The sequence below is a fragment of the Fictibacillus enclensis genome (assembly GCF_030123385.1).
Taxonomy (GTDB): Bacteria; Bacillota; Bacilli; order Bacillales; family Fictibacillaceae; genus Fictibacillus_C; species Fictibacillus_C enclensis.
The window spans coordinates 4864078-4888649 of sequence record NZ_CP126109.1 but is presented as its reverse complement, the minus strand read 5'-3'; the positions used below and the strand labels follow the sequence as shown (position 1 = coordinate 4888649).

General features: G+C 45.4%; 26 protein-coding genes. 23 read left to right on the top strand and 3 right to left on the bottom strand.

The genetic code is table 11. The features are described from left to right. Positions 1–119: 119 nt before the first annotated feature. Entirely contained in the window at positions 120–2327 is a 2208-nt protein-coding gene (locus QNH15_RS25145) for a PAS domain S-box protein (protein ID WP_283891483.1), read from the bottom strand. Positions 2328–2501: 174 nt separating this feature from the next. On the opposite strand from QNH15_RS25145, the gene QNH15_RS25140 reads away from it, so the two are divergent. The 4 genes from QNH15_RS25140 to QNH15_RS25125 all read left to right on the top strand — a co-directional run bounded on the left by QNH15_RS25140 (position 2502) and on the right by QNH15_RS25125 (position 4940). After that, positions 2502–3059 (top strand): manganese efflux pump MntP, encoded by a 558-nt coding sequence (locus tag QNH15_RS25140; RefSeq protein ID WP_283891481.1) that lies wholly within the window; start codon positions 2502–2504, stop codon positions 3057–3059. A gap of 80 nt (positions 3060–3139) precedes the next feature. After that, complete coding sequence (locus tag QNH15_RS25135; protein ID WP_283891479.1) at positions 3140–3754, top strand: low molecular weight protein arginine phosphatase; 615 nt, start codon at positions 3140–3142, stop codon at positions 3752–3754. 93 nt (positions 3755–3847) lie between these two features. Beyond that, the gene (gene rpiB / locus QNH15_RS25130; protein ID WP_283891477.1) at positions 3848–4303 is read left to right on the top strand and encodes a ribose 5-phosphate isomerase B; all 456 of its coding nucleotides are present in this window, start codon (positions 3848–3850) and stop codon (positions 4301–4303) included. Between the two features lie 64 nt (positions 4304–4367). Beyond that, the gene (locus QNH15_RS25125) at positions 4368–4940 is read left to right on the top strand and encodes a TIGR01440 family protein (RefSeq protein ID WP_283895759.1); all 573 of its coding nucleotides are present in this window, start codon (positions 4368–4370) and stop codon (positions 4938–4940) included. Positions 4941–5086: 146 nt separating this feature from the next. Here QNH15_RS25125 and QNH15_RS25120 read toward each other — a convergent pair whose 3' ends face one another. Next, positions 5087–5935, bottom strand: coding sequence for a MurR/RpiR family transcriptional regulator (locus QNH15_RS25120; RefSeq protein WP_283891475.1), 849 nt, complete (start codon positions 5933–5935; stop codon positions 5087–5089). A gap of 154 nt (positions 5936–6089) precedes the next feature. On the opposite strand from QNH15_RS25120, the gene gnd reads away from it, so the two are divergent. From gnd to upp, 11 genes are all read left to right on the top strand, one after another. Further along, positions 6090–6986: a phosphogluconate dehydrogenase (NAD(+)-dependent, decarboxylating) gene (gene gnd, locus QNH15_RS25115; protein WP_283891473.1), complete on the top strand. Its 897-nt coding sequence runs from the start codon at positions 6090–6092 to the stop codon at positions 6984–6986. A 136-nt stretch (positions 6987–7122) separates the two neighbouring features. Continuing rightward, entirely contained in the window at positions 7123–8670 is a 1548-nt protein-coding gene (gntK, locus tag QNH15_RS25110; protein ID WP_283891471.1) for a gluconokinase, read from the top strand. A gap of 218 nt (positions 8671–8888) precedes the next feature. Beyond that, positions 8889–10124 (top strand): serine hydroxymethyltransferase, encoded by a 1236-nt coding sequence (gene glyA, locus QNH15_RS25105; RefSeq protein WP_283891469.1) that lies wholly within the window; start codon positions 8889–8891, stop codon positions 10122–10124. Positions 10125–10303: 179 nt separating this feature from the next. Then, complete coding sequence (locus QNH15_RS25100) at positions 10304–12358, top strand: BglG family transcription antiterminator (RefSeq protein ID WP_283891467.1); 2055 nt, start codon at positions 10304–10306, stop codon at positions 12356–12358. 12 nt (positions 12359–12370) lie between these two features. After that, the gene (locus QNH15_RS25095) at positions 12371–12652 is read left to right on the top strand and encodes a PTS sugar transporter subunit IIB (protein WP_061973498.1); all 282 of its coding nucleotides are present in this window, start codon (positions 12371–12373) and stop codon (positions 12650–12652) included. A gap of 24 nt (positions 12653–12676) precedes the next feature. After that, positions 12677–14047, top strand: coding sequence for a PTS ascorbate transporter subunit IIC (ulaA, locus tag QNH15_RS25090; protein WP_283891466.1), 1371 nt, complete (start codon positions 12677–12679; stop codon positions 14045–14047). 26 nt (positions 14048–14073) lie between these two features. Next, positions 14074–14925 carry a transketolase gene (locus tag QNH15_RS25085; protein WP_283891465.1) on the top strand — a complete coding sequence of 284 codons (852 nt, stop codon included), beginning with the start codon at positions 14074–14076 and terminating at the stop codon, positions 14923–14925. After that, positions 14922–15896, top strand: coding sequence for a transketolase family protein (locus QNH15_RS25080; RefSeq protein ID WP_283891464.1), 975 nt, complete (start codon positions 14922–14924; stop codon positions 15894–15896). The genes QNH15_RS25085 and QNH15_RS25080 overlap by 4 nt, the downstream gene beginning before the upstream one ends. Before the next feature lie 224 nt (positions 15897–16120). Beyond that, positions 16121–16864, top strand: coding sequence for a DsbA family protein (locus QNH15_RS25075; protein ID WP_283891463.1), 744 nt, complete (start codon positions 16121–16123; stop codon positions 16862–16864). 2 nt (positions 16865–16866) lie between these two features. Beyond that, positions 16867–17271, top strand: coding sequence for a disulfide oxidoreductase (locus tag QNH15_RS25070; RefSeq protein WP_061973508.1), 405 nt, complete (start codon positions 16867–16869; stop codon positions 17269–17271). A 172-nt stretch (positions 17272–17443) separates the two neighbouring features. Beyond that, positions 17444–18073 (top strand): uracil phosphoribosyltransferase, encoded by a 630-nt coding sequence (gene upp, locus QNH15_RS25065; RefSeq protein WP_283891462.1) that lies wholly within the window; start codon positions 17444–17446, stop codon positions 18071–18073. Positions 18074–18294: 221 nt separating this feature from the next. On the opposite strand, the gene QNH15_RS25060 is transcribed toward upp, so the two are convergent. Then, the gene (locus QNH15_RS25060; RefSeq protein WP_283891460.1) at positions 18295–18693 is read right to left on the bottom strand and encodes a DUF3889 domain-containing protein; all 399 of its coding nucleotides are present in this window, start codon (positions 18691–18693) and stop codon (positions 18295–18297) included. Between the two features lie 322 nt (positions 18694–19015). Here QNH15_RS25060 and QNH15_RS25055 point away from each other — a divergent pair, with 322 nt between their 5' ends. The 8 genes from QNH15_RS25055 to atpG all read left to right on the top strand — a co-directional run bounded on the left by QNH15_RS25055 (position 19016) and on the right by atpG (position 24509). Next, entirely contained in the window at positions 19016–19240 is a 225-nt protein-coding gene (locus QNH15_RS25055) for an AtpZ/AtpI family protein (protein ID WP_129478835.1), read from the top strand. Further along, the gene (locus QNH15_RS25050) at positions 19237–19620 is read left to right on the top strand and encodes an ATP synthase subunit I (protein WP_283891457.1); all 384 of its coding nucleotides are present in this window, start codon (positions 19237–19239) and stop codon (positions 19618–19620) included. Before QNH15_RS25055 ends, QNH15_RS25050 begins: the two co-directional genes overlap by 4 nt. Before the next feature lie 5 nt (positions 19621–19625). After that, entirely contained in the window at positions 19626–20336 is a 711-nt protein-coding gene (atpB, locus tag QNH15_RS25045) for a F0F1 ATP synthase subunit A (RefSeq protein WP_129478839.1), read from the top strand. 80 nt (positions 20337–20416) lie between these two features. Beyond that, positions 20417–20629, top strand: coding sequence for a F0F1 ATP synthase subunit C (gene atpE, locus QNH15_RS25040; RefSeq protein WP_090239739.1), 213 nt, complete (start codon positions 20417–20419; stop codon positions 20627–20629). 75 nt (positions 20630–20704) lie between these two features. Continuing rightward, the gene (gene atpF / locus QNH15_RS25035) at positions 20705–21250 is read left to right on the top strand and encodes a F0F1 ATP synthase subunit B (protein WP_425590419.1); all 546 of its coding nucleotides are present in this window, start codon (positions 20705–20707) and stop codon (positions 21248–21250) included. Beyond that, complete coding sequence (locus QNH15_RS25030) at positions 21247–21798, top strand: F0F1 ATP synthase subunit delta (RefSeq protein ID WP_283891452.1); 552 nt, start codon at positions 21247–21249, stop codon at positions 21796–21798. The genes atpF and QNH15_RS25030 overlap by 4 nt, the downstream gene beginning before the upstream one ends. A gap of 19 nt (positions 21799–21817) precedes the next feature. Continuing rightward, complete coding sequence (gene atpA, locus QNH15_RS25025; protein ID WP_061973523.1) at positions 21818–23320, top strand: F0F1 ATP synthase subunit alpha; 1503 nt, start codon at positions 21818–21820, stop codon at positions 23318–23320. 325 nt (positions 23321–23645) lie between these two features. Then, positions 23646–24509 (top strand): ATP synthase F1 subunit gamma, encoded by an 864-nt coding sequence (gene atpG, locus QNH15_RS25020; protein WP_283895757.1) that lies wholly within the window; start codon positions 23646–23648, stop codon positions 24507–24509. The last annotated feature ends 63 nt before the right edge of the window (positions 24510–24572 follow it).

Below are 24572 nucleotides of genomic sequence, written 5' to 3'. Positions count from 1 at the left end.
CGCGGTGAATAAATAAAGTTGATGGATAAAAAAATAGACTGTCGAGAGTTTCTCGACAGCCTGACAGGGCGGCTGCCCTGCTTTTTTTTGTGGTTTGCCATGGAAAGTCAATCCAGCTGTCAGGCCGGTTCGGTGAGGATGGGAAGGATAACGGTAAAGGTGCTGCCTTGACCTACTTCGCTCGCTACCTGAATACTTCCGCCATGGTTCTCGATAATTTTATAGCACACCATCAGCCCGAGGCCTGTCCCTTTTTCCTTTGTTGTGTAAAAGGGTTCACCAAGAGCAGGCAGCATTTCTTTTGGGATCCCGCATCCTTCATCAGTAAACGCCACGCTTAATTGCTCTGCTTGCTGTCTCACAGAAATATAAATTTTACCGCCTTCAGGCATGGCTTCGATGGAGTTTTTCAGCAGATTAATGAATACCTGCTTTAACTGACTATCGGCAGATGAGACCAGGGGCAGGTTTTCCTCGGCATGAAAATGAATCTGCACGTTCATTAAAATGGCCTGAGTTTCCAGCAAAGAAATGACATGGCGCAGCAGATGCGTCAGATTGGTAGGAACAAGGTTCATAACCTGCGGTTTGGCAAGTACCATAAATTCACTGACAATGGAGTTGATCCTGTCAATTTCTGAAAGCATAATCTCATAATATTCATTATTGTCCTGAGCTTTGGACTCCAAAAGCTGCAAAAATCCTTTAATCGAGGTGAGCGGATTGCGGATTTCGTGGGCCACCCCTGCAGCCAGCTGGCCAAGGACTGACAGCTTATCCGATTTTCTCAGCATCTCCTCTGTTTTTTTGCGCTCCGTCAAGTCCCGGGATACGACCACTATGCTCTCTACCTGGTCTTTTTCATTAATGACCGGTGTGGCATTTGTTTCGAGCAAAACGTGACCACCGTTATTATTCTTCCAGCGGGCTTCAAATTTAATGGGCTTTCTGGAATGAACCATCTCCCGCATCAGCAGATGGACACGTTCTCGATCCTCCGGATGCACAAATTCGCCTGCATATTTCCCGTAATACGTTTCAGGCTCTATTCCCAGAACGATTTTGTTGGATGGTGAACTATAGATTACTTTTCCGTGGTCATCTGACACCGCTATTAAATCCATTGTATTTTCGGCGATAATCCGGTACTTTTCTTCACTTTCACGAAGCGCCTTTTCCTGCCGCTTTTTCTCTGTAATGTCACGCGAAATGCCCGAGTAGGCATGTACCCGGCCATTTTGATCCCATATGGGAAACAGCGTCACACTGGTATTAAGCAGAGATCCGTCTTTGCGCTGACAAATCATTTCATGACCCTTAATCGGAACTCCTTTTTTGACGGACTGGATCATCTGCAGTGATTCCTGCATATATTTGTCCAGCACAATGGGGAATATTGGGCTTTGGCAGTCTTTGAGCTCTTCTTCCTTCCAGCCGAAGGTTTTCTCAAAGGCGGGGTTCAATTTAATCGTTTTCTTATCAAAATCATAAATGGAAATCATATCGGCTGAATGGGTAAACAGGGACTCGAGAAGTTCTTTCGTTTCTTTAAGCTCTGCTTCCTGTGCGATCCGTTCGGTAATGTCCTTTCCGATGCAATAGACTCCAAGCACTTCGTCATTCACGGTGATCGGTGTAATCGTCAAGTTGACATAAACAATTTCCCCACTTTTTTTCTTAAGCTTCACCTCAAACGTTTGCGAGGGGCCCCGGAGCAACTTATGGAACTCATTATTGTATTTTTCCTTTTTGTCGTCGGGCAGAAGCGGATGAAAAGTCATAGCCAGCAGTTCTTCCTCCGTGTAGCCGGTCAGTTTTTCGGCTGCGGGATTAACCATAGTGAGTTTTCCCTGTGTATCTATGGAAAACAGGGCATCGATCGTATGGTTAATGAGAGAGTGAAACCGCTGCTCACTTTCCTTCAGTTGGTTCTCTGCGGTGATCCGGTCTTTAATGTCAAGGCAAAAACCGTTCACCTCAAAGACCCTGCCTTCATTAATAACAGGATGCAGTGCTATAAGGAACGGAACATCATGAAGTTCTGCTTCAACGGTCAGCGGCTCGCCCAGCCATGCCCGTTCAAAGCAATGGATAATAAAGTCGGATAACTCAGGCATGATGAGAGCGCCTGAATTTTTTTGAAGCAGCCATTCTTTCATATATTCCAGTGGAGGAGAGAGGTCGCCGTTCCATTGTGTCACAACAAAGGCTTCCCGGGACTTTTTAAATGTAAAGGTCAGGCTATTTTGTTTTGTGATTTTCATGCGGCGGGCTTGTCTGTTTTCGTAAGCTGCGGCCGGATGAATCGACTTCCCGTATTCAGTCATGAAATCGCCTCCGATTCTTCCGTTTTTCTACTATGTTATTTACGGTAAAAAAAACCATATCCCTGCTTATGTTGAAATTTGATTGTCCATTGTTTTTTAGAAACACCTCCTCGCTCATTCTAATCGATGTGGGACGCGCATAAGGTTGTACTAGCGGACTAAGGGGGAACGTAAATGGATGTTGTGACCATAGGAGAATGGCTGACCTTATGGGTCATGTCTTTTGCTCTGGGGATGGATGCCTTTTCCATCGGACTGGGCATGGGAATGCTCCGGTTAAGGATGAAACAAATCATTAAAATCGGTGTGGTGATCGGGTTGTTTCACATGGGCATGCCGCTTGGGGGATTGATGCTTGGAAAGCAAATTTCCTCTCATTTTGGAGGAATTGCAGCCATTATCGGCGGATGCCTGCTTCTGCTGCTTGGCTTTCAGATGATCCGTTCCTCCTTTAAACCTGAGAACGAGCCATTTGTTACACCGGTCGGCTTTGGACTGCTGCTGTTTGCGCTCAGTGCTAGCCTTGACAGCTTTTCCGTCGGTTTAAGTCTTGGCATTTATGGAGCCAAAATCGTACTGACCATTTTTATGTTCGGTTTGATGAGCATGCTGCTGACCTGGTGCGGGCTGATGATGGGGCGGAAAGTGCAAAATTGGCTCGGCTCTTACAGTGAGGCTTTGGGAGGCCTGATTTTACTTGCTTTTGGAATCAAGCTTTTGTTTCCGCTATAAATATGATGGAACGATTGGCGTACAGGCCAATCTTTTTTTATACTAAAAGTAGACTTTCAAAAATAAGAGGTGGTAACCCCATGAAGAATATACTATTTGTTTGTACAGGAAATACATGCAGAAGTCCGATGGCTGCCGCTCTTCTGAGGCATCTCGGCAATGGAAAACTTGAGGTGCGGTCAGCCGGAGTGTTCGCAGCAGAGGGGGCAGGGGCAAGTTCAAATGCTGTAACCGCCATGTCTGAAAAAGGTATTCCATTCAACCATGAATCAAAGCCGGTGACCCGGACACTGATGGATTGGGCGGACCTTATTCTGACGATGACCGAAAGCCATAAGCATGCGCTATGCAATCGGTTCCCGGAAGTGGTGGACAAGGTTTATACGCTAAAGGAATTTATCTATCAAAACGACGACTATGAACAGAGGCTCTCTGAACTTCATCAGGCGTATGCCGAAATCGAAACTTTACGGGTGTTTTATAAAAGCAAATGGAACCAGACGGGTGATGACAAGCAGGCGGTTCAGGAAGAATTTGAACGGGCGATTGCTCCGTTTAAAGAAAAGATCGCTTCTATGGAACAAGAGCTTCCTTCGCTTGATGTTATTGATCCGTTTGGGGGAGATATTGAGATTTACAGGCAAACCAGAGGAGAGCTTGAATCCCTCATCCATAAACTGCTGGAAAAAATATAGACCGTTTGCTCTGGGTTATCTGCCGCGACTGGTTGAAACGAGGGGAAAATCGATTTAAAATCGAATAGACTACGGAATTTACAGGAGGAGAAGATGAGAGTAGCCATAGGTTCAGACCATGCAGGAGTAGAGCTTCGCCAGGAAATCATCGAGATGATGCAGGAAATGGGTATGGAAGTGTTTGATGTGGGATGCGAATGCAGCACCTCCGTTGACTATCCGGATTACGCCATTCCTGTGGCGGAAATGGTAGCCAGGAATGAGGCAGATCGAGGTATATTAATCTGTGGTACGGGAATAGGTATGAGTATAACGGCCAATAAAGTTAAAGGCATCCGCTGTGCTCTTGTACATGACCTGTTCAGCGCCAAAGCAACACGACTGCATAATGACAGTAATGTACTGGCCATGGGTGAGAGGGTCATCGGACCTGGACTGGCTCTGGAAATTGCCAAAGTGTGGCTGACCACAGAATATGAAGGCGGCAGGCACGGCAGGCGTGTGGGCAAAATTTCAGATTATGAGGAGAGAAGCAGCGAACGAGTATAAATGCTGCAAAGAAAAGGTGATGGAACTTAAAATCTGCACCTTAAAAGAAGGGAAGAATCAACCAATGAGTGACCAGCTGCAAAACGTAGAGAAGCAGGTCTATCATGCCTTATCCGATTTACAAAAGCAGGCGGAGCTAAAGCCGGGACAGCTGCTGGTAGTCGGAGCAAGTACAAGTGAAGTGACAGGTGGAAGAATTGGCACTTCAGGAACAATGGAAGTCGCACAGGCTCTTTTTAATGGAGTTAAAATGTTTCAGGAAGAAACCCGGGTGGCTGTAGCTGTCCAGTGCTGCGAGCATTTGAACCGTGCCCTTGTTGTCGAGCGGGAAACGGCCGACAGGCTCAGGCTGGAAGAGGTCCGTGTGGTGCCGGCAAGATCGGCGGGCGGAGCTCTGGCAACCCATGCGTTCCACCATTTTGAAAATCCTGTGATGGTGGAATTCATCAAGGCAGATGCCGGGATCGATATTGGAGATACCTTTATTGGCATGCATCTGAAGCATGTCGCCGTACCGGTAAGAACAGAAGTAAAAAGCATTGGTGAAGCGCATGTGACGCTCGCCAAAACCCGGCCGAAACTAATCGGCGGGGAGCGGGCCGTCTATCCGTCAAAAGAAGACATTCGCTGCTTTTAATAGATCAAAAAACCGCCCGGCTCCTTTTAGCACGGGCGGTTTTTTTGTCTGTAGCAACATTTTGGCTATTATGAAAATGACGTGATTTGCAAGTATTTCTTTTCGAACCGCAAGTAAACGCTCAGCCTCGCTGCTTTTTCTCTGTTTTAAAACTTCTTCTCGGAAATCGCAGAGCGCATCCGCTGAAGGGATTCTTTTGCGGCTTCTTTTCCGGCCATCATCACGTTGACATAAAGGGCATCGATGACGCTGAGCTGAGCGATCCTGGACGACAGGGCCTCCGAGCGAAATTCTGTTTCCGTGGCGATGGTATGAAGGGAGATGTCTGATTTTTCACTGAGCGGTGACTTGGCGTAGTCGGTCAATGAAATGGTGCGGCAGCCGTTTTCTTTTGCAACCGAGAGCACCTGTAATAAATCCTTGTTGGTCCCTGAGTGGGAAATGAACACGGCGGCATCACGCTCTGTCAGCTGGGAAGCAGACATGAGCTGAAAATGGGTGTCGGTATAGGCGATGCTTTGCTTTCCGGTGCGTATGAATTTATGGTGAGCATCCATGGCAATAATTCCTGAACCGCCGTTTCCGTAAAATTCAATCTTGGAAGCTGAAAGAAGGCAGTCCACGGCATTCTGAAAGTTTTTTTCATCAAGCATCCGCCGCGTGTCTTCCAGAGTGCGGATGTTGGATTGAAAGACCTTTTCCGCTACCTGAGCCGGACTGTCCGTTTCCAGAATCGTTTCATGGATGTCCTGCAATGGCCCGACAACGTCAGAGGCAAGCGCGATTTTCAGCGCCTGGAACCCTTTGAAACCAAGGCGTTTGCAGAACCGGAAGACGGTTGCATCGGCTACTTCGAGACGGTCGGCGACCTCATTGATGCTTGAATGGATGATATTTTGTGGATCTTCAAGAATGATATCCGCTATCTTTTTTTCTTTTTCGCTCAATATGCCGTAAGAAGAGCGAATCTGGGCTAAACAGTTTGAAGCGGCCATGTATCGTTCTACCTTTCTTCTTTGAGACTTTGGCTCTATCATAATATGAAAATTAATTTCTTGTAAACGGAAAAAATTTTAGTATATAATGAGTAGTGAAGAAAATAATTTTCATGAGCTTTAGATTGAGCTTGTTTGAAAGGGGAAGTAACACATGCAAATCGGAATGATTGGCTTAGGTAAGATGGGTTACAATCTTGTTCTTAATCTTTTGGACCACGGACATGAAGTGGTGGCAACAGATGTAAACCATGAACAAGTTAAAAATATTGCGAACGACGGAGCGACTGGCGTTTATAGCATTAAAGAACTTGTCAGCGGATTAAACACTCCGCGCGTAGTTTGGATGATGGTACCTGCGGGAAACATTACTGAAGATGTACTCACTGAACTCAAAAGCGTCCTGGAGCCAGGCGACATTGTGATTGATGGAGGAAACTCCAATTATAAAGATACACTCCGCCGTGCGGAAGAATTGAAAGAAAAAGGCCTTCACTTTGTGGATGTCGGCACAAGCGGCGGTACAGAAGGTGCCCGAAATGGTGCTTGTACAATGATTGGTGCCGATCCTGAAGTATTTGAAATCATTGAACCTGCCTTTAAAGACCTTTCTATCGAAAATGGTTACCTGTACACAGGTAAAGTCGGAAGCGGGCATTTCTTGAAAATGGTTCATAACGGAATCGAATACGGCATGATGCAAGCTATTGCAGAAGGCTTTGAAATTCTTGAGAAAAGTGAATTTGATTATGATTATGAAGCGGTGGCGAAAATGTGGAACCACGGTTCTGTTATCCGCTCTTGGCTCATGGAATTAACGCAAAGCGCGTTCTCCAAGGATCCTAAGCTGGAAGGAATCAGAGGCGTAATGCACGCTTCCGGTGAAGGGAAATGGACCGTAGAAGCAGCACTGGATCTTCAAGTTCCTGCACCGGTTATCGCTCTATCCCTCATGATGCGCAACCGTTCACTTGAAGATGACACATTTACTGGTAAAGTGGTTGCGGCGCTCCGCAATGAATTTGGCGGACATGCAGTTGTAAAAAAATAAATGGCAAACCAGGAGGGTGACGTACACTGCATGTCACCCTCTTCTTTTACATCAGCTCTTCATGTATGTTTAATTTAACTTTAGAAGCATACTAAAAGCTGAGAAGGAAAGGGCAAGGCCGGAAAGGATGGAAAGCATGGATCAAAACAAATACTTGATGGGTGTGGACATCGGTACAACAAGCACAAAGGCTGTTCTTTTTGACCGGAAAGGTACAGTCATTTCCCAGCATACTGTTGGCTATCCGTTATTGAGTCCGACACCGTCTACTGCAGAGCAGGAACCGGAGGAAATTTTGCGGGCGGTGTTCGCGTGCATCAACAGGACAATGGCAGAAAGCCTGATTTCACCAAATCACCTTCAATTAGTGTCGTTCAGTTCGGCGATGCACAGTGTGATTGCAGTGGACGAAAAAGGGAAAGCGCTCACCAAAAGCATCACCTGGGCAGATAACCGAGGGGCAGATTATGCTGAAAAAATTAAAAACGAACTGAATGGGCATGAAGTGTACCTGAGGACAGGAACTCCTATTCATCCGATGTCACCACTGACCAAGCTCCTTTGGATGAAAAATGAGCTGAAGGAAGCGTACGATCTCGCTCATAAATTTATCGGAATCAAGGAATATGTATTTCACAAGTTGTTTGGCGAATTTCTGATTGACCATTCCATCGCTTCAGCTACCGGGATGATGAACCTGGAAAAACTGGAGTGGGATGAAGAAGCTTTGAACATCGCCGGAATCACAAGCGACAAGTTGTCAACTCTGGTACCGACCACACACGTTGTTAAAGGTCTTTCACCGGAAATGGCAGAAAAGCTTGGCATTCACAAAGATACTCCGTTTGTGATCGGTGCCAGTGACGGCGTACTCTCAAACCTGGGTGTGAACGCGATTGATCCCGGGGTGGTGGCAGTGACCATCGGTACGAGCGGCGCGATTCGTACGGTGAGCGACAAACCGATCACCGACCAAAAAGGCCGGACATTTTGTTATGCGCTTACGGAAAACCACTGGGTCATCGGAGGCCCTGTCAACAACGGGGGCATGACGTTCCGGTGGGTCAGAGACCAGTTTGGCGCAGCCGAATCAGAAACGGCAAAACGCCTTGGGCTTGATCCTTATGAAGTATTGACCGAGATTGCAGAGAAGGTTTCTCCTGGTGCAGACGGCCTTTTGTTCCATCCTTATATGGCAGGTGAACGTGCTCCGCTTTGGAACGCCAATGCAAGAGGTTCCTTCTTTGGACTGGCGCTCTATCATAAAAAGGAACATATGATCCGTGCCGTGCTTGAAGGGGTCATTTTTAACCTGTACAGTGTTCTTCTGGCGCTTCAGGAACTCATCGGAATTCCGAAAGGGGTACAGGCAACAGGCGGCTTCGCCCGTTCAGCCCTTTGGCGTCAGATGATGGCCGATATATTTAACCAGGATGTAACCATACCGGAAAGCTTTGAAAGCTCTTGTCTTGGTGCAGTCATTCTTGGCTTATATGCATTGGATGAAATTGAGGACTTCTCCATCGTATCGGACATGGTGGGAAGCACGCATCAGCATACGCCAAACTCTGAAAACGTTGAGACGTACCAGGAGCTCATGTCGATTTTTCTATCTGTATCCAGAAGCCTTGAAGAGGATTATCATAATATTGCAGAGTATCAGCGAAAGCGGCTCGAACATTAAGACAGCAGACAGGAATGGGCTAACCCTTTCCTGTTTTTGGGTTTAACAGCTTCCAATATCAGTGAATTTCCGTACATTTATAACACTTTATGTTTTAGCGTTCGGAAAATATCTAAAATGTATCCGCTATCAATTAAAAGTGACCTAACAAAACACTGAAAAGCTATGTTACAATGAACATGAATTAAGGACTTTTAACACGAAGGGGATGCACAAACTTGAAAAAGCTAGCTGTTCAAGATCAAGAAGTTTTTGCTGCTATACAAGACGAACTCGGACGTCAGCGGAATAAAATTGAACTCATTGCATCAGAAAACTTTGTAAGTGAAGCGGTAATGGAGGCGCAAGGATCGGTCCTCACCAATAAGTATGCAGAGGGATATCCTGGCCGCCGTTATTACGGAGGATGCGAATATGTTGACGTGGCAGAGAACCTCGCAAGAGACCGTGCCAAGAAAATCTTTGGAGCGGAGCATGTCAACGTTCAGCCTCACTCCGGTGCACAGGCGAACATGGCTGTGTATTTTACCATTCTAAAGCCGGGCGATACAGTCCTTGGAATGAACCTGTCCCACGGCGGGCATTTGACGCACGGAAGTCCGGTTAACTTTTCAGGCGAGCTTTATAATTTTGTCGAATATGGCGTGAATGAAGAAACACATCTTATCGACTATGAAGATGTACGCCAAAAAGCGCTTGAAAATAAACCGAAACTGATTGTTGCCGGAGCAAGTGCCTATCCAAGAGCGATTGACTTCAAGAAGTTCCGTGAAATTGCGGACGAAGTCGGAGCTTATTTGATGGTTGATATGGCGCACATTGCCGGACTTGTAGCGACTGGGCTTCATGAAAATCCAGTTCCTTACGCTGATTTTGTAACAACTACTACCCATAAAACACTTCGCGGCCCACGCGGCGGAATGATTCTTTGTAAAGAAGAGTTTGCCAAGAAGATCGACAAGTCCATTTTCCCTGGAATTCAGGGCGGACCTCTTATGCACGTGATTGCGGCAAAGGCGGTAGCCTTTGGAGAGGCATTGTCAGACGACTTCAAAACGTATTCCCAGCAAATCGTTGATAATGCAAAACGACTTGCCGATTCCCTTACTAAAGAAGGAATCACACTGGTGTCCGGCGGAACGGATAATCATTTGATTCTTATTGATGTAAGCAAGCTTGGCATTACAGGAAAAATTGCGGAGAAGGCGCTCGATGACATCGGAATTACCGTAAACAAAAATACGATTCCGTTTGATCAAGAAAGCCCATTTGTAACTAGCGGTATCCGTATTGGAACGGCAGCTGTTACGTCCCGCGGTTTTGGCCTCGAAGACATGGATGAAATTGCATCCCTCATTGCCCTTGTTGTTAAAAACCCTGAAAACGAAGCTACCTTGAAGGAAGCGAGCGAACGTGTAGCTGCGCTTGCCGGAAAGTACAAGCTTTACGAATAAGAGAGATTATGAAAAAGGCACCTGTTGAAGGTGTCTTTTTTTGTTTTCTTTCTTTAGAGTAAAAAGTAAAATTTCGCTTTCATCCCAATTTTGTTACTTGGGTCTCACATCAATTGTTATCAATGGTTATACAAAATGAAAGCGCTTTACAATATGATGAGATCAGGAGGGGGATCAACGTGCAACTGGAAGAAAGGCCGGCATTGCTGCTGAATCAGATTATCTCGCTGAAAAGACCAACCATAGCCCAGCTGATGGATCAAACTCAGATGTCCAAGCGTCAGATTACGTATGATTTAGAAAAAATCAATGATTGGTTGAAGGATCAAAGTCTTCCTTCCATCTCTTATAAACGGAAAACGCAGATTGAAGTTCCCGAGCAGGTGTTTCAATTAGCGGATGCCTCCTTTGCTGCTGATTCCTTTATTTTTACGGAAGATGAGCGTCTTGTGGCCCTTTATTTGTTCTTGTTCATCAGAAGAGAGCATATCTCATCTGCCCATTTTACTGATCTATTGAAAGTCAGCAAGAACACTGTCACCGCTGATGTGAAAAAAGCCAATGCCCTCTTCGCACCGTTTTTAGTGAAAATTCATTATACCCGGGAAAGAGGATACCATCTAAAAGGCACCGAGCTGGATAAGCGGGTGCTGCTGATGAGCCATCTGACCAGGTTGTTTCAAAAACCGTCGGGAGAGAAAATCATCGGTTATGTTCTTAAGGCATCTGACAGTCCGCTCATCGTAAAAACTATTTTTTCGATTCTGCATTCTCTTGAAAAAGAACTTAGCCTACAGTTTGTGGAGGAACGTATGCATCAGTTTGCTTATTTCCTCCAATTCTATTACATCCGGATGCTTGAAAAGAAAATGGTCCGCCTTCATCGGGATGAAATTGAATTGCTTCGACAGGACCAACTGAATGAGCCAGCAGAACAGATTTTAGAACAGCTTCATTTGATGAAAACAGATTCGGAGGTTGCTTATCTTGTGATTCAAATGCTGGGTCTTTCTCTAGGGGATGCTTCTGTAATTCAGGATGATTACGATCTGCTGTTTCGGATCTGCGAAAGATTGGTCACTGATTTTGAATATAAGGCCTGTATTTTCTTTGAAGAAAAGAACAAGGTCGCAGAAACGCTGTATCAGCATCTCAAGCCGGCGTATTACCGGATGAAGTACCGAATCCCCATATACAATCCGCTGCTTGTCCAAATCAAGGAGGAGCATACGGAGCTATTTACGATTGTGAAAGAGCTGCTTAGTCCTGTTGAAGTTCTTTTGAACATTTCTGTTCCGGAAGAAGAAGCCGGCTTCATCACGATCCATTTTGCTGCCTTGCTGGAAAAGCCCAAACAGATCGCTGCAAGTAGGAAAAGAGCGGTTGTTGTTTGTCCGAGCGGCATCAGCTCATCCTTGATGGTTAAACACCAGCTTGAATCACTGTTTTCAGAAATCACCGTGTATAGGACACTTTCCTTAAAAGAGTTCAATGAAGGAGTAGAGCTGGACATCGACCTTGTGTTTTCAACCGTGCCGCTTCAAACGAAGGTTCCTTATTTTCCCGTAAAACCAATAATGACACCGGTCGAAAAGGGAACGCTGCTCAATGAGGTGTATCAACACCTATTCGGAGTTCAGTATGAGCATTTGGGAGCAAAGGATATCTTGCAGACCATTGAGAAACATGCTCATATTTTCGATAAGGATGGCCTTGAACAGGCTTTGACTCAATTTATGTTTCAAAAAAGAACGAACGCTAACAGGAGGAACAGACCCGTGTTAAGTGATTTAATTACGAATGAAACCATTCAATTTGCTGAGCAGGTGCCTGGCTGGGAGAAGGCAATCGAGGAAGCCGCCCAGCCGCTGCTGAAAAAAGGGGCGATCAAGCCATCCTATATTAAGGCGATGATTGAAAATGTAAATACGATGGGCCCTTATGTCATACTCGGCCAGGAAATTGCGATTCCACATGCGAGGCCTGAGATGGGAGTGAATGAGGTGGGAATGAGCTTTTTGAAGCTCGAGGAGCCCGTTTACTTTTTAGATGATAAAAAACACCCTGTTTCTTTATTGTTCTGCATAGCTGCTATTGACAATAAGACACACTTGCAGGCTCTATCCCAGCTGACAAAGCTGCTAAGCAAGAAAGAAAATGTAAAAAAGCTGAAAGCAATGAACAGCACAGAGGAAATGCTTGGACTGATCCATGAATATTCAAAAGTTGTTTAGGAGGAAAAGAACATGAAAATTTTAGCGATTTGCGGTTCGGGTTTAGGAAGCAGTTTCATTCTAGAAATGAACGTTCAGGAGATTGCTAACGAACTTGGAGTTTCGGGTGTGGAGGTCAGCCACTCCGATTTAAGTTCAGCGACTCCTGATATGGCCGATCTTTTCATTGCGGCAAGGGACATCGCTGAGGGGGCATCCCACCTTGGAGAGGTCGTTGTCATTGACAGCATTATTGACATGGACGGCATCCGGGAGAAGTTAAGAGAAGTGTTCACACAAAAAGGAATGCTCTAAAGAGCAAAAAGGGGGAGCTAGGAAATGGGTGAAAGATTTCTTAAGCTGATGATGGATATTCTAAGCCAGCCGGCTGTGCTGGTGGCATTAATCTCACTGATTGGCCTTCTTTTGCAGAAAAAACCGGCAAGTGAAGTCATTAAAGGGACGACAAAGTCCTTTCTTGGTTTTCTTGTTATTGCAGCTGGCGCCAATATCCTTGTCGGAGCACTTGATCCCTTTGGAAAGATGTTTCAGGAAGCGTTCCATGTTAACGGGGTTGTTCCAAATAACGAAGCCATTGTAGCTATGGCGCTGACAAAGTATGGTTCAGCGACAGCGCTTATCATGTTCTTCGGCATGATTGCCAACATTCTCGTAGCTCGTTTTACTCCTCTGAAATACATCTTCCTGACCGGGCATCACACGCTGTACATGGCCTGTATGTTTGCAATCATCCTTGTCGTTTCAGGGCTGAAGGGAGCGGGTCTAATCATTGTCGGTGCCATAGCCCTTGGACTGACGATGGCTATTTTTCCAGCCATGTGCCAGCCATTCATGCGCAAGATTGTCGGGAACGATAAAGTCGGGTTCGGACACTTTTCTTCCCTCGGATATATTCTGTCGGGGTTGGTCGGCAAAGTGGTTGGAAAAGGCTCCCGATCGACTGAAAAGATCAATTTTCCAAAAGGCCTCGGTTTTCTTCGTGACAGTTCGGTCACCATTGCCCTTACAATGACGATTCTCTATTTGGTCATCGCTCTTTTTGCAGGTCCGTCCTATGTCGAAAAGGAATTGAGCAACGGAACTCACTATCTTGTCTTTTCGGTGATTCAGGCGGTTACCTTTGCTGCCGGTGTATTTGTAATTCTTTCAGGCGTGCGTTTGGTCCTGGCTGAAATTGTTCCTGCCTTTAAAGGAATTTCGACCCGGCTTGTGCCGAATTCCAAACCGGCCCTCGACTGCCCGATCGTTTTTCCGTATGCACCGAACGCTGTTTTAATTGGCTTTTTCTGCAGTTTCCTTGGAGGGATTGTTGGTATGGCCATTCTGGGTTGGGCCGGAGCGGTTATCATTCTGCCTGGAGTTGTGCCACACTTTTTCACCGGTGCAACAGCCGGTGTTTTCGGTAATGCCACAGGCGGCATAAGGGGAGCTACTATTGGTTCATTTGCTAACGGGCTTCTGATTACGTTCCTTCCTGTATTCCTCCTTCCGGTGCTTGGAGATCTTGGCTTTGCAAATACCACCTTCTCGGACAGTGATTTCGCCGGCACGGGCATTATTTTAGGCAATATTGCCGATTCGTTTGGTTCAGTGGGTGTCACCCTGTTCGTTACAGCTGTTCTGGTGATTGCGGTATTATTCGGCTTGCGTAAGAAATCAAGAAATGAAGATGAAAAGATTTCTGCTTAAAGCAATAAACTACGAAGGAGGTAATCATGAGTGCTTTAATAGAAGACCTGGAACACTTTCGAGATCAAATCAGGCTTAAAACGCTCCAGGAATTGAACCACCTGGGCTTCGGACATTACGGCGGCAGCCTGTCCATTGTAGAAGCGCTTGCTGTGCTGTATGGTGAAATGTTGAATGTAGACCCGTTTAATCCTCGATCAGAGGAGAGGGATTATTTTATCCTCTCCAAAGGCCACGGAGGTCCGGCCTATTATGCGACCCTTGCTTTGAAAGGCTTTTTTCCAGAAGAGCTACTTTATACACTCAATCAAAATGGCACGTCGCTGCCTTCTCATCCGGACCGAAATTTGACGCCGGGTGTGGACATGACAACAGGATCTCTTGGCCAGGGTATCTCTGCAGCGGTCGGTGCGGCACTATCGCATCAGCTTTCGGGACGATCCAACCGGACGTATTGCATCGTAGGGGATGGAGAGCTGAATGAAGGACAGTGCTGGGAAGCTTTTCAGTTTGCGGCCCATCATAAATTGAACCATCTGACAGTACTAGTGGACGATAACAAAAAACAGCTCGACGGACTGACGAAGGATATTATTGACCCAATAGACTTTGCCGCAAAGTTCAGAGCGTTCGGTTTTTATACGGTGAGGGCTGACGGCAGCTCGGTAAGGGAAATCTATTCAGCCATTCAGGACGGGAAAGCGCAGCACAGCCAGCCGGTCGCCATTATCCTTGATACCGTAAAAGGTCAGGGAGTTCCGTATCTTGAAGCAAAGGAAGATAATCACCACATCCGCCCGAATGTACAAGATAAAAAAGCCATTCTTGAGGCAATAGCCGATCTTGAAAGCAGGCTGGGAGGAGAGGTGACTGTATGATTAATTCTGCAACAACATCCTATGAAACTGAAGATATAGAGATGAGGCAGGCTTATGCCCAGACGTTGTTGGAACTGGCAAAACAAAACCGTAATATCATCGCTCTAGAAGCGGATTTGATGAGTGCCATCTCTACTAATAAACTCCAGAATCAAATTCCCGGACAGCTGATCAACTGCGGCATAATGGAAGCCAATATGATGGGAGTTGCAGCGGGGCTCTCTATTACAGGAAAGATCCCGTTTCTCCATACGTTTGCCCAATTCGCCACTCGACGTGCCTATGATCAGTTATTCGTCTCTGGGGCTTATGCAAGGCTGAACCTGAAAATACTTGGGTCGGATTCGGGGGTAACGGCTGAGCACAACGGTGGAACGCATATGGCATTTGAGGACTTGGGGCTGATGCGTCTCGTACCGAAAGCGGTCGTCTACGAAGCGAGTGATTCCACGATGCTCACTTATCTTTTGAAAAAAATAGCGGGCGAGTACGGCATCCACTATATCCGCACGATGAGGAAAGCTGCGGTGAAGCTCTATGAGCCGGATGAAACATTTGAAGAGGGAAAAAGCAAGGTGCTGAGAGAAGGTTCGGATATCGCTTTGATGGCAAGCGGTATTATGGTCGCAGAGGCGCTAAAGGCTGCTGACCTCCTTGCAGAGAAAGGCATCCATGCTGCGGTGATCGATATGTATTCCATTAAACCGGTGGATCATGAACGGATCGTGGAGTATGCCCGAAAAACCGGGGCTATTGTCACAGCGGAAAACCATAATGCCATCGGCGGACTCGGCAGTGCAGTGGCTGAAGTTTTGAGTGAACAGGCTCCTGTGCCTCTGAGAAGAATCGGAGTCAAGGAACAGTTTGGGCAGGTTGGCAAAACAGAATATTTAAAAGAAGTGTACCATCTGACTACAGGGGACATCTGCAGGGCCGCTTGTGAACTGATGGATGGAAAAAAACCAATATGACCGGGTTCCGGCACCGCTGAAGAAGCGGTGCTGTTTTTTATTTTATTGGTACTAAACTCTTGAACCAGATATCGCTTTCTTTAGAGCACCGAAAGTCACGAAAAATCATTCAAAAGTTAAGAGAATGTTCATTTGTAAAATAGAGAGACTTCGTATACTCTTAAGTAGAACTTACTTCTGATTGATTAGTTAGTAAATAAACTTAAGGTAGTAGAGGTGAAAATATGGCGAAGCAAAAACCTAAGGGGAACAGCAAGTCAAAGCCCAAAACCAAAAATTATGTAAGAAATAAGAATCAGCGGCCGTCCAGCTGGATTTTCTGGTTGATCGGCATTATTGCGATTGGTATTGTCTTTTTATTGTTTGTTGGGAATTTCGGCAACAAAGACGACTCCAATGGAGGAGCATCCATCGATTACAAAAATCAGCCGTATTTAGGAAAAGAATCTGCAGATGTGAAGGTGCTTGAATTTGGCGATTACAAATGTCCGGTTTGCAAAAACTTTAACGAGACTCTTTTCCCTGAAATTGATAAAGACCTGATCCAAACAGGTAAAATTAAATTTTATTTCATCAACTATCCTTTCATCAATGTGGATTCCAGACGTTCAGCGCAATTTGCTGAAACGGTTTATAGTGAACTAGGCAATGATAGCTTCTGGAAATTCCATGAGCTTCTTTATAAAAAGCAGCCGGCCGATCAGGAGGCTGAAAAGCAAGATATTTTTACTGTGGACTTCCTCGTAAAAACACTGGCTGAGGCTACCTCAAACAAAGATGCTCAAAAAGTAAAAAAGGCATTTAACCAATCAAATCACGACGAGGATGTAAAGAAGGACGAAGCCTTGGTGAGCAAGCTTGGTGTACAATCTACTCCAACCTTGTTTGTGAACGGCAAACGGTTTGAAGGAAGCACATACGGCGACCTTAAGAAGCAGGTCGAAGAAGCTTGGAAAGGGAAGAATTAAAGATGAATAAACCTTTGCTGCTCGGTTGGGTAACAGCCATAATTGCTGTGTTGGGGTCCCTTTTCTTTAGTGAAGTCCTTCACTATGTTCCCTGTACCCTTTGCTGGTATCAAAGAATACTAATGTACCCTCTTGCTGTTTTCCTGGGTGTGGCGTTTTATCACAATAACAGCAGGATCGCTTCATACGTTCTTCCACTTTCCGGCCTCGGAGTTATTGTTTCGGGCTATCATATTGCCCTGCAAAAGGTTCCGGCCCTGAAGCAATTCGAAGTATGCAGTGCAGGTGTTCCCTGTTCGCAGGATTACATTAACTGGCTCGGCTTTATTACTATTCCGATGCTGGCGTTTGTCGCCTTTGTCATCATCACTTTATGCATGCTTGTATTAAGCAGAAGAGAAGAATAGTAGGGAATGGGGCATCCTAATGGGGTGCCCTATTTTTATGAGTAATCCCGGGATTTTAATTGGAAGCTTTTTTTACCTTGAAGTAGTGCTTCTTTTTCTGTAAAATGCGGTAGAGGTTATGTGCAAGAATTTACGGGATGGACAAGCCCGTTTTAAAAGGAGAGGTAGCAGGATGGGTAATGTTTTTGTTCTGGATCATCCATTGATACAGCATAAGTTAACACATATTCGTGACGTTGAAACAGGTACGAAAGAGTTTCGTGAGCTTGTAGATGAAGTTGCGGGATTAATGGCGTTTGAAATTACACGCGATCTTCCACTTGAGGAAGTGACCATTCAAACTCCTGTATCTGAAGCAAAAATGAAAGTGATCGCCGGGAAAAAGCTTGGTCTTGTACCGATTCTTCGTGCCGGTCTTGGCATGGTAGACGGAATTCTTAAATTAATCCCGGCAGCAAAAGTCGGACACGTTGGTCTGTACCGTGATCCGGAAACACTTTTGCCTGTTGAATATTATGTAAAGCTTCCGTCCGATGTCGAGGAACGCGACTTTATTGTTATTGATCCAATGCTTGCAACAGGGGGATCTGCTGCAGCAGCCATCACGTCCCTTAAAAACAGAGGTGCAAAGAACATTAAGTTGATGTGCCTTGTTGCCGCTCCTGAAGGAATTGATCTGATTCACAGAGACCATCCTGAAGTGGATATCTATTTGGCAGCCCTTGATGAAAAGCTCAACGACCACGGCTATATCGTACCAGGTCTTGGCGATGCAGGGGACCGTCTTTTTGGAACAAAATAAGCAACATGAAAAAGCGCCGGGTTTCTGGCGCTTTTGTTTTTTAGCTATTGCGTGGCTGAAACAAAATACATCCTCCAAACAAAAAGTTCGGATTAAACTTCAAGTTTTTTGGAAATACCTAGCTTATATTATGTAGGGAAGGAAGGTGGACATCCAGAGAAACCATAAAAAATGCCCCTGCCAGCAGCGCGGTGTGGGCTGAGGCAAAAGCATTTTTATCATTAACTGATTTCTTCAAAGGCTACTGAAATCAATTTTCCGTCACTCGCGTTATGCAGCACCTTTACTTTGATGTCTTTTTCGACCTTATGTTCCGTTATAATAAAGTCGAAGAAGTCGATCACTGTGCCGTCAGCATTTACCCGGCGTGTGTCGTACTGATAATCACTGATGGTGCTGTTGGGGTATTTTTCCTTGGTGCGCTCCAGTGCAATTTTCCCCCATTTCGCATAATCCTGGCGCATGGATGTGTTCATATTTTGAGGTGTGCCGGAGTTGGATGAATGGGTATTCATTTGATGGGATTTCGTTCCATTTTTTCCATCGTTGACATTGTTCATGCAGGCGACAAGTATGACTAAAAAAAAGAGGAACAAAAAACCGGTTTTAGTGAGCTTCATAGGACATCCTCCCTGGATGAAGTTTGTACTGAAAAGTCTGCTCAAAAACCGGGATTTTATACAAAACTGAATAGTTCATAATGTTTATTATATCGCTATTTTCCTAGGGAAAAGCAATATTATACTGCAATTAAATAAACATATAGGAATTGTGACAGATTTTCCACAAATTATATGATATTTTGCCTGTAATTGCGTTGACACCAGGGTGTCGCTATTGGTATTCTTACAAAGGGAATATGGTAAGGTTTTCATGCTAGGACACAAGTGTGTTTACTGGAAATTTGAACTTCCTTATGATGTTCCGAAAGGAGTCCATGCGATGAGCACCGGAAGACGACCTTATAAAGCAATGGCATTAATGTCAGGTATACTTTCTGTACTTGTTGGAAGTATATTGCTTGGGCTTTTCGGCGGTAAGTGGCTGGATGGTCTTATGGGAACGAGTCCTCTGTTCCTCATTATCGGCTTGTTTATAGGGCTTGGAGCCGGCGTTTACGGCATGATCCGTTTATTATCCAATCGATCAGGAGAAGAACGCAAATGACCGAGTACACCATGACCTTCAGAAGATACATAAAGATCACGCTCTTTATGCTCTCTTTTTTTGTCCTCGGATATGGAGTAACCTCCTATCAATCCATTTTCCTCGGTTTATCATTCGGCACCCTGTTCAGTCTTTATAATCTTTGGAGCATGTATTCGAGGATCGAACGGCTCGGACAAGCAGTCATTAACCAGCAAAAAGTCAGGACAATGGGTTCATTATCAAGGCTTCTTGTGGGTGGCCTCGCAGTGCTTATTGCCATGAGATACCCGCAATTTTTCAATTTGTTAAGTGTGGTAATTGGATTGATGACGGTCTATATTATCATGTTAATAGATTCACTAACTAAAACCATACGTACTCCAAAGGAAAAGAGGTGAAATAGGTGGAACACGAAGCTCCGATACATACGTTTATGGGTCTTCAATTTAACCTGTCAAACGTACTGATGATTACAGTTTCATCCGTAATTGTTTTCCTGATTGCTGTACTGGCTACCCGCGCCTTGTCCATGAAACCGGGCGGTTTGCAAAACTTTCTTGAATGGGTAGTGGATTTTGTAAAAGGAATCATCAACAGCACAATGGATTGGCACACGGGCGGCCGCTTTCTTACACTAGGTCTTACATTACTTATGTATATTTTTGTTTCCAATATGCTCGGCCTGCCATTTGCAGTAGCTTTTGACCATGAACTTTGGTGGAAATCGCCAACTGCAGATCCAACCATCACCTTAACACTTGCCGTAATGGTAGTGGTACTAAGCCACTATTATGGGGTGAGATTAAAAGGTGCAAAAGCGTACGGTGCAGAATTCTTTAAACCTTTCAAGCTTTTCTTCCCATTAAAGCTGATCGAAGAATTTGCCAATACACTAACGCTCGGCCTCCGGCTTTACGGTAACATTTACGCTGGAGAAATCCTTTTAGGCCTTCTTGTAGGGCTGGCACATAAAGGTATTTTTGCCGGTATCCTGGGGATCTTCCCGTTGATTGTATGGCAGGGATTCTCCGTATTCGTAGGTGCCATTCAGGCATTTATTTTTACCATGTTAACAATGGTTTATCTTGCCCATAAAGTGGCGGACGACCATTAATTAATATAAGTTTCGTTCATGGCCTAACCGTCAGGAACAAAAAATAAAATTGCAGGGGAAAAGAAGGGAGAAATACAAAAATGAATCTTATTGCAGCAGCAATTGCAATCGGTCTAGCAGCACTAGGTGCAGGTATTGGTAACGGTCTTATCGTAGGACGTACAGTTGAGGGGATCGCTCGTCAGCCAGAACTTCGCGGTACACTTCAAACAACAATGTTTATCGGGGTTGCGTTAGTTGAAGCACTTCCAATCATCGGCGTTGTTATTGCGTTTATCGTTCTTGGCAGCTAATAACAGCAAGATTTAAAAAGATCTCAATAATGGCGAAGCATGTTTCAAAACTGGAACTTTTCTTCGCCATTCCTTATGTATGACCTATTGAAGGGAGGAAATACCGTGCAATCCTTAATGTTAGGTGCGGCAACCGGTGGTGTTAACGGCGGAGATATTCTCTTCCAGTTACTAGCATTCTTTATTCTAATGCTCTTATTACGCAAGTATGCATGGGGCCCGTTAATGGGAATCATGAAAGAGCGACAAAACTTTATTACGAATGAAATTGAAGCAGCAGAAGCCAGCCGCAAAGAAGCGGAAGAGCATCTTGCTACACAAATAGAAGAATTGAAACAAGCGCGTGAAGAAGCACGAGCTATCATCGAAAATGCGAAAAAACAAGGTGAAGCGCAGGGTGAGGCTATTATCCAGGCTTCCCGTGAAGAAGCTGAACGCGTGAAAGAATCTGCACTGGCTGATATTGCCAGTGAAAGAGAAAAAGCTGTCGCTACTCTTCGAAAAGAAGTTGCATCTCTGTCTGTCATGATCGCTTCCAAAGTGATCGCGAAAGAACTGGATGAGCGCAGCCAGGAGAAGTTAATCCAGGATTACCTTCAAGAGGCAGGCGAAGCTAGATGAGCAAGGATCTAACTGTAATTGCAAAACGCTATGCATCAGCTCTTTATGAAGTGGTTGGACAAGAAAACCTTGAGCAGTCTGAGGCTGAGATTCGTGTAGTCAAGGATGTCATGGAAAGCAACCGTGACATTCAAAAGCTATTGAACCATCCGAAAATTTCTGTTGAAGAGAAAAAACAGATTGTAAAAGAAAGCCTTGGCACAGACCTTTCCAAACCGGTTCTGAACACTATTTTATTGCTGATCGACCGCAACCGAGAGAACATTATCGCGGAAATGGCTGGCCAGTTTATTGAACTAGCAAATGAGTCGCGCGGCATTGCTGAAGCAACGGTATACTCTGTCCGCCTGTTGTCACAGGATGAAAGAGCCCGTCTTGAAGAAACCTTCGCAAAGCGAGTGGGCAAACAGCAGCTGCGCATTGAAAATATTATTGATCAATCCCTCGTTGGTGGGATGAGAATCCGCATTGGCAACCGTATTTTTGACGGAAGCATCCGCGGTAAACTAGAGCGTATCGAGCGCCAATTAGCCACTACACAAGGCTAAAAAGATAGGGGTGAAATTCATGAGCAACATTAAAGCTGAAGAAATCAGTGCTTTAATAAAAAAACAGATTGAAAACTATCAGTCTGAAATCGAAGTAAACGACGTCGGTACAGTTATTCAGGTCGGTGACGGTATTGCCCGTGCCCATGGATTGGATAATGTAATGGCCGGCGAGCTTGTTGAATTTTCTAATGGGGTAATGGGTATGGCCCAAAACCTTGAAGAAAACAACGTAGGTATCATCATCCTCGGGCCATATCAGGAGATCCGTGAAGGCGACGAGGTTAAACGTACAGGACGCATCATGGAGGTTCCGGTCGGACCAGAACTTCTTGGACGCGTAGTTAACCCACTTGGTATGCCGATTGATGGCAAAGGACCTGTTGAAACAACAAAAACTCGTCCAATCGAGCAGAAGGCGCCAGGCGTTATGGCTCGTAAATCAGTACACCAGCCGCTACAAACAGGAATCAAAGCGATCGACGCTCTTGTTCCAATCGGCCGCGGACAGCGTGAGCTCATCATCGGTGACCGTCAAACCGGTAAAACAGCTGTAGCCATTGATACGATCATCAACCAAAAAGATCAGGACATGATTTGTATCTATGTTGCTATTGGACAAAAAGAGTCCACTGTTGCAGGTGTTGTAGAAACGCTTCGTGAACAAGGTGCGCTGGACTACACAATTGTTGTATCTGCAAGTGCTTCCCAGCCGGCTCCTCTTCTTTTCTTGGCTCCGTATTCCGGTGTTTCCATGGCTGAAGAGTTTATGTGGGATGGCAAGCATGTGTTGATTGTTTATGATGACCTTTCTAAACAAGCAGCAGCTTACCGTGAACTTTCCTTGCTTCTTCGCCGTCCTCCGGGCCGTGAAGCTTATCCAGGGGACGTTTTCTACCTTCACTCTCGCCTTCTTGAGCGTGCAGCAAAACTAAACGATGAGCTGGGCGGCGGTTCCATTACGGCACTTCCATTCATCGAGACTCAAGCAAGTGACGTGTCGGCATATATTCCGACAAACGTGATCTCCATCACAGACGGACAAATCTTCTTGCAGTCTGACTTGTTCTTCTCCGGTGTACGTCCTGCCATCAACGCGGGTATTTCTGTATCCCGTGTAGGTGGAGCGGCGCAAATTAAAGCAATGAGTAAAGTATCTGGTACACTCCGTCTTGACCTGGCTTCATTCCGTGAGCTTGAAGCATTTGCTCAATTTGGTTCAGACCTCGATAAAGCGACTCAAGCAAAACTTAACCGTGGTGCACGTACAGTAGAAGTCCTGAAACAAGGCCTTCACAAACCGCTGCGTGTAGAACTTCAGGTTGCCATCCTGTTTGCATTAACAAGAGGCTACCTTGATGATGTTCCGGTCGAAGATATCACACGTTTTGAAGAAGAGCTTCATGCTTATATGGATAACAACGCTAAAGACGTTCTCAACCAGATCAAAACCACTGGAAAACTTCCAGAAGGCAGCGAACTGGACGATGCGATCAAAGCATTTAAGAAGGTATTTGCTTAAAAAAAGAAAAGCTGAAGCCGCTGTTTAAAGACGAGAAATGTTGGAACTCTAGAACAGCAACACGCTTTTTGTGTTGTAGTGAGAGAGTGAAACGGTCGAGTCTTTAGCGGCTGAAGCTGGATCACAAAGAAAAGCTGAAGTGCCCGTTTAAGCCCGACAAGCGCTGGAACTCTCACTCAGCAACACGCTTTTTGTGTTGAGGGGTGAGAGTGAAGCGACCTCGAGGGATTGGGCACTGAAGCTGGATCACAAGCTAACAGTAAACTTTAAATAAACTGCAGGATGCCTGGTGCATCCTGCAACCAGCTTAACCCAAAGGTGGTGAATACGAGTGGCATTACGAGATATTAAAGCGAGAATTGATGCAACAAAAAAGACGATGCAGATTACGAAGGCCATGGAAATGGTATCTGCAGCAGCATTGAACCGTGCGGAGCAAAACACGAAACGATTTACTCCTTATATGGATAAGATGCAGGAGGTCGTAACCAGCATTGCTTCCGGAAGCAAGAGTGCACGCCATCCCATGCTTGCCAGCCGTCCCATAAAGAAAACGGGCTATTTTGTCATCACGGCGGACCGTGGTCTGGCGGGGGCATATAACTCCAATGTGTTGCGTCACGTTTACCGCACAATAAACGAGCGACATCAGTCTCCTGATGAATATGCGCTTATTGTTGTCGGAAAGGTTGGTCTTAACTTTTTCAAAAGGCGCAACATGACAATCATCGACAGCATTACGGGTCTGCCGGATCAGCCGTCTTTTGCTGACATTAAAGCTATCGCAAGCAAAGCGGTTGGTTTGTATGCGAACGAAACGTTTGATGAACTATACATGTATTACAACCACTTCGTTAGTGCGATCCAGTCAGAGCTTACGGAACGAAAAGTTCTACCACTAACTGGTTTTGAAGGAACAGTCAGCTCAAATGCTGCTTACGAATACGAGCCTTCCGAAGAAGAAATTTTGGAAGTTCTCCTTCCACAGTACGCGGAAAGTTTGATTTACGGAGCGCTTCTGGATGCAAAGGCAGCAGAACATGCTTCTCGTATGACAGCAATGAGAAATGCGACTGACAATGCAGACGATTTGATCGGCCAGTTTACACTCACCTATAACCGTGAGCGTCAGGCGGCCATTACTCAGGAAATTACCGAGATTGTCGGCGGGGTTGCGGCACTCGAGTAGATTTTTATACATGCCTTAATCAGGCATACGGCACAAAGATGTGCCAGAAGTTAGGAGGGGAAA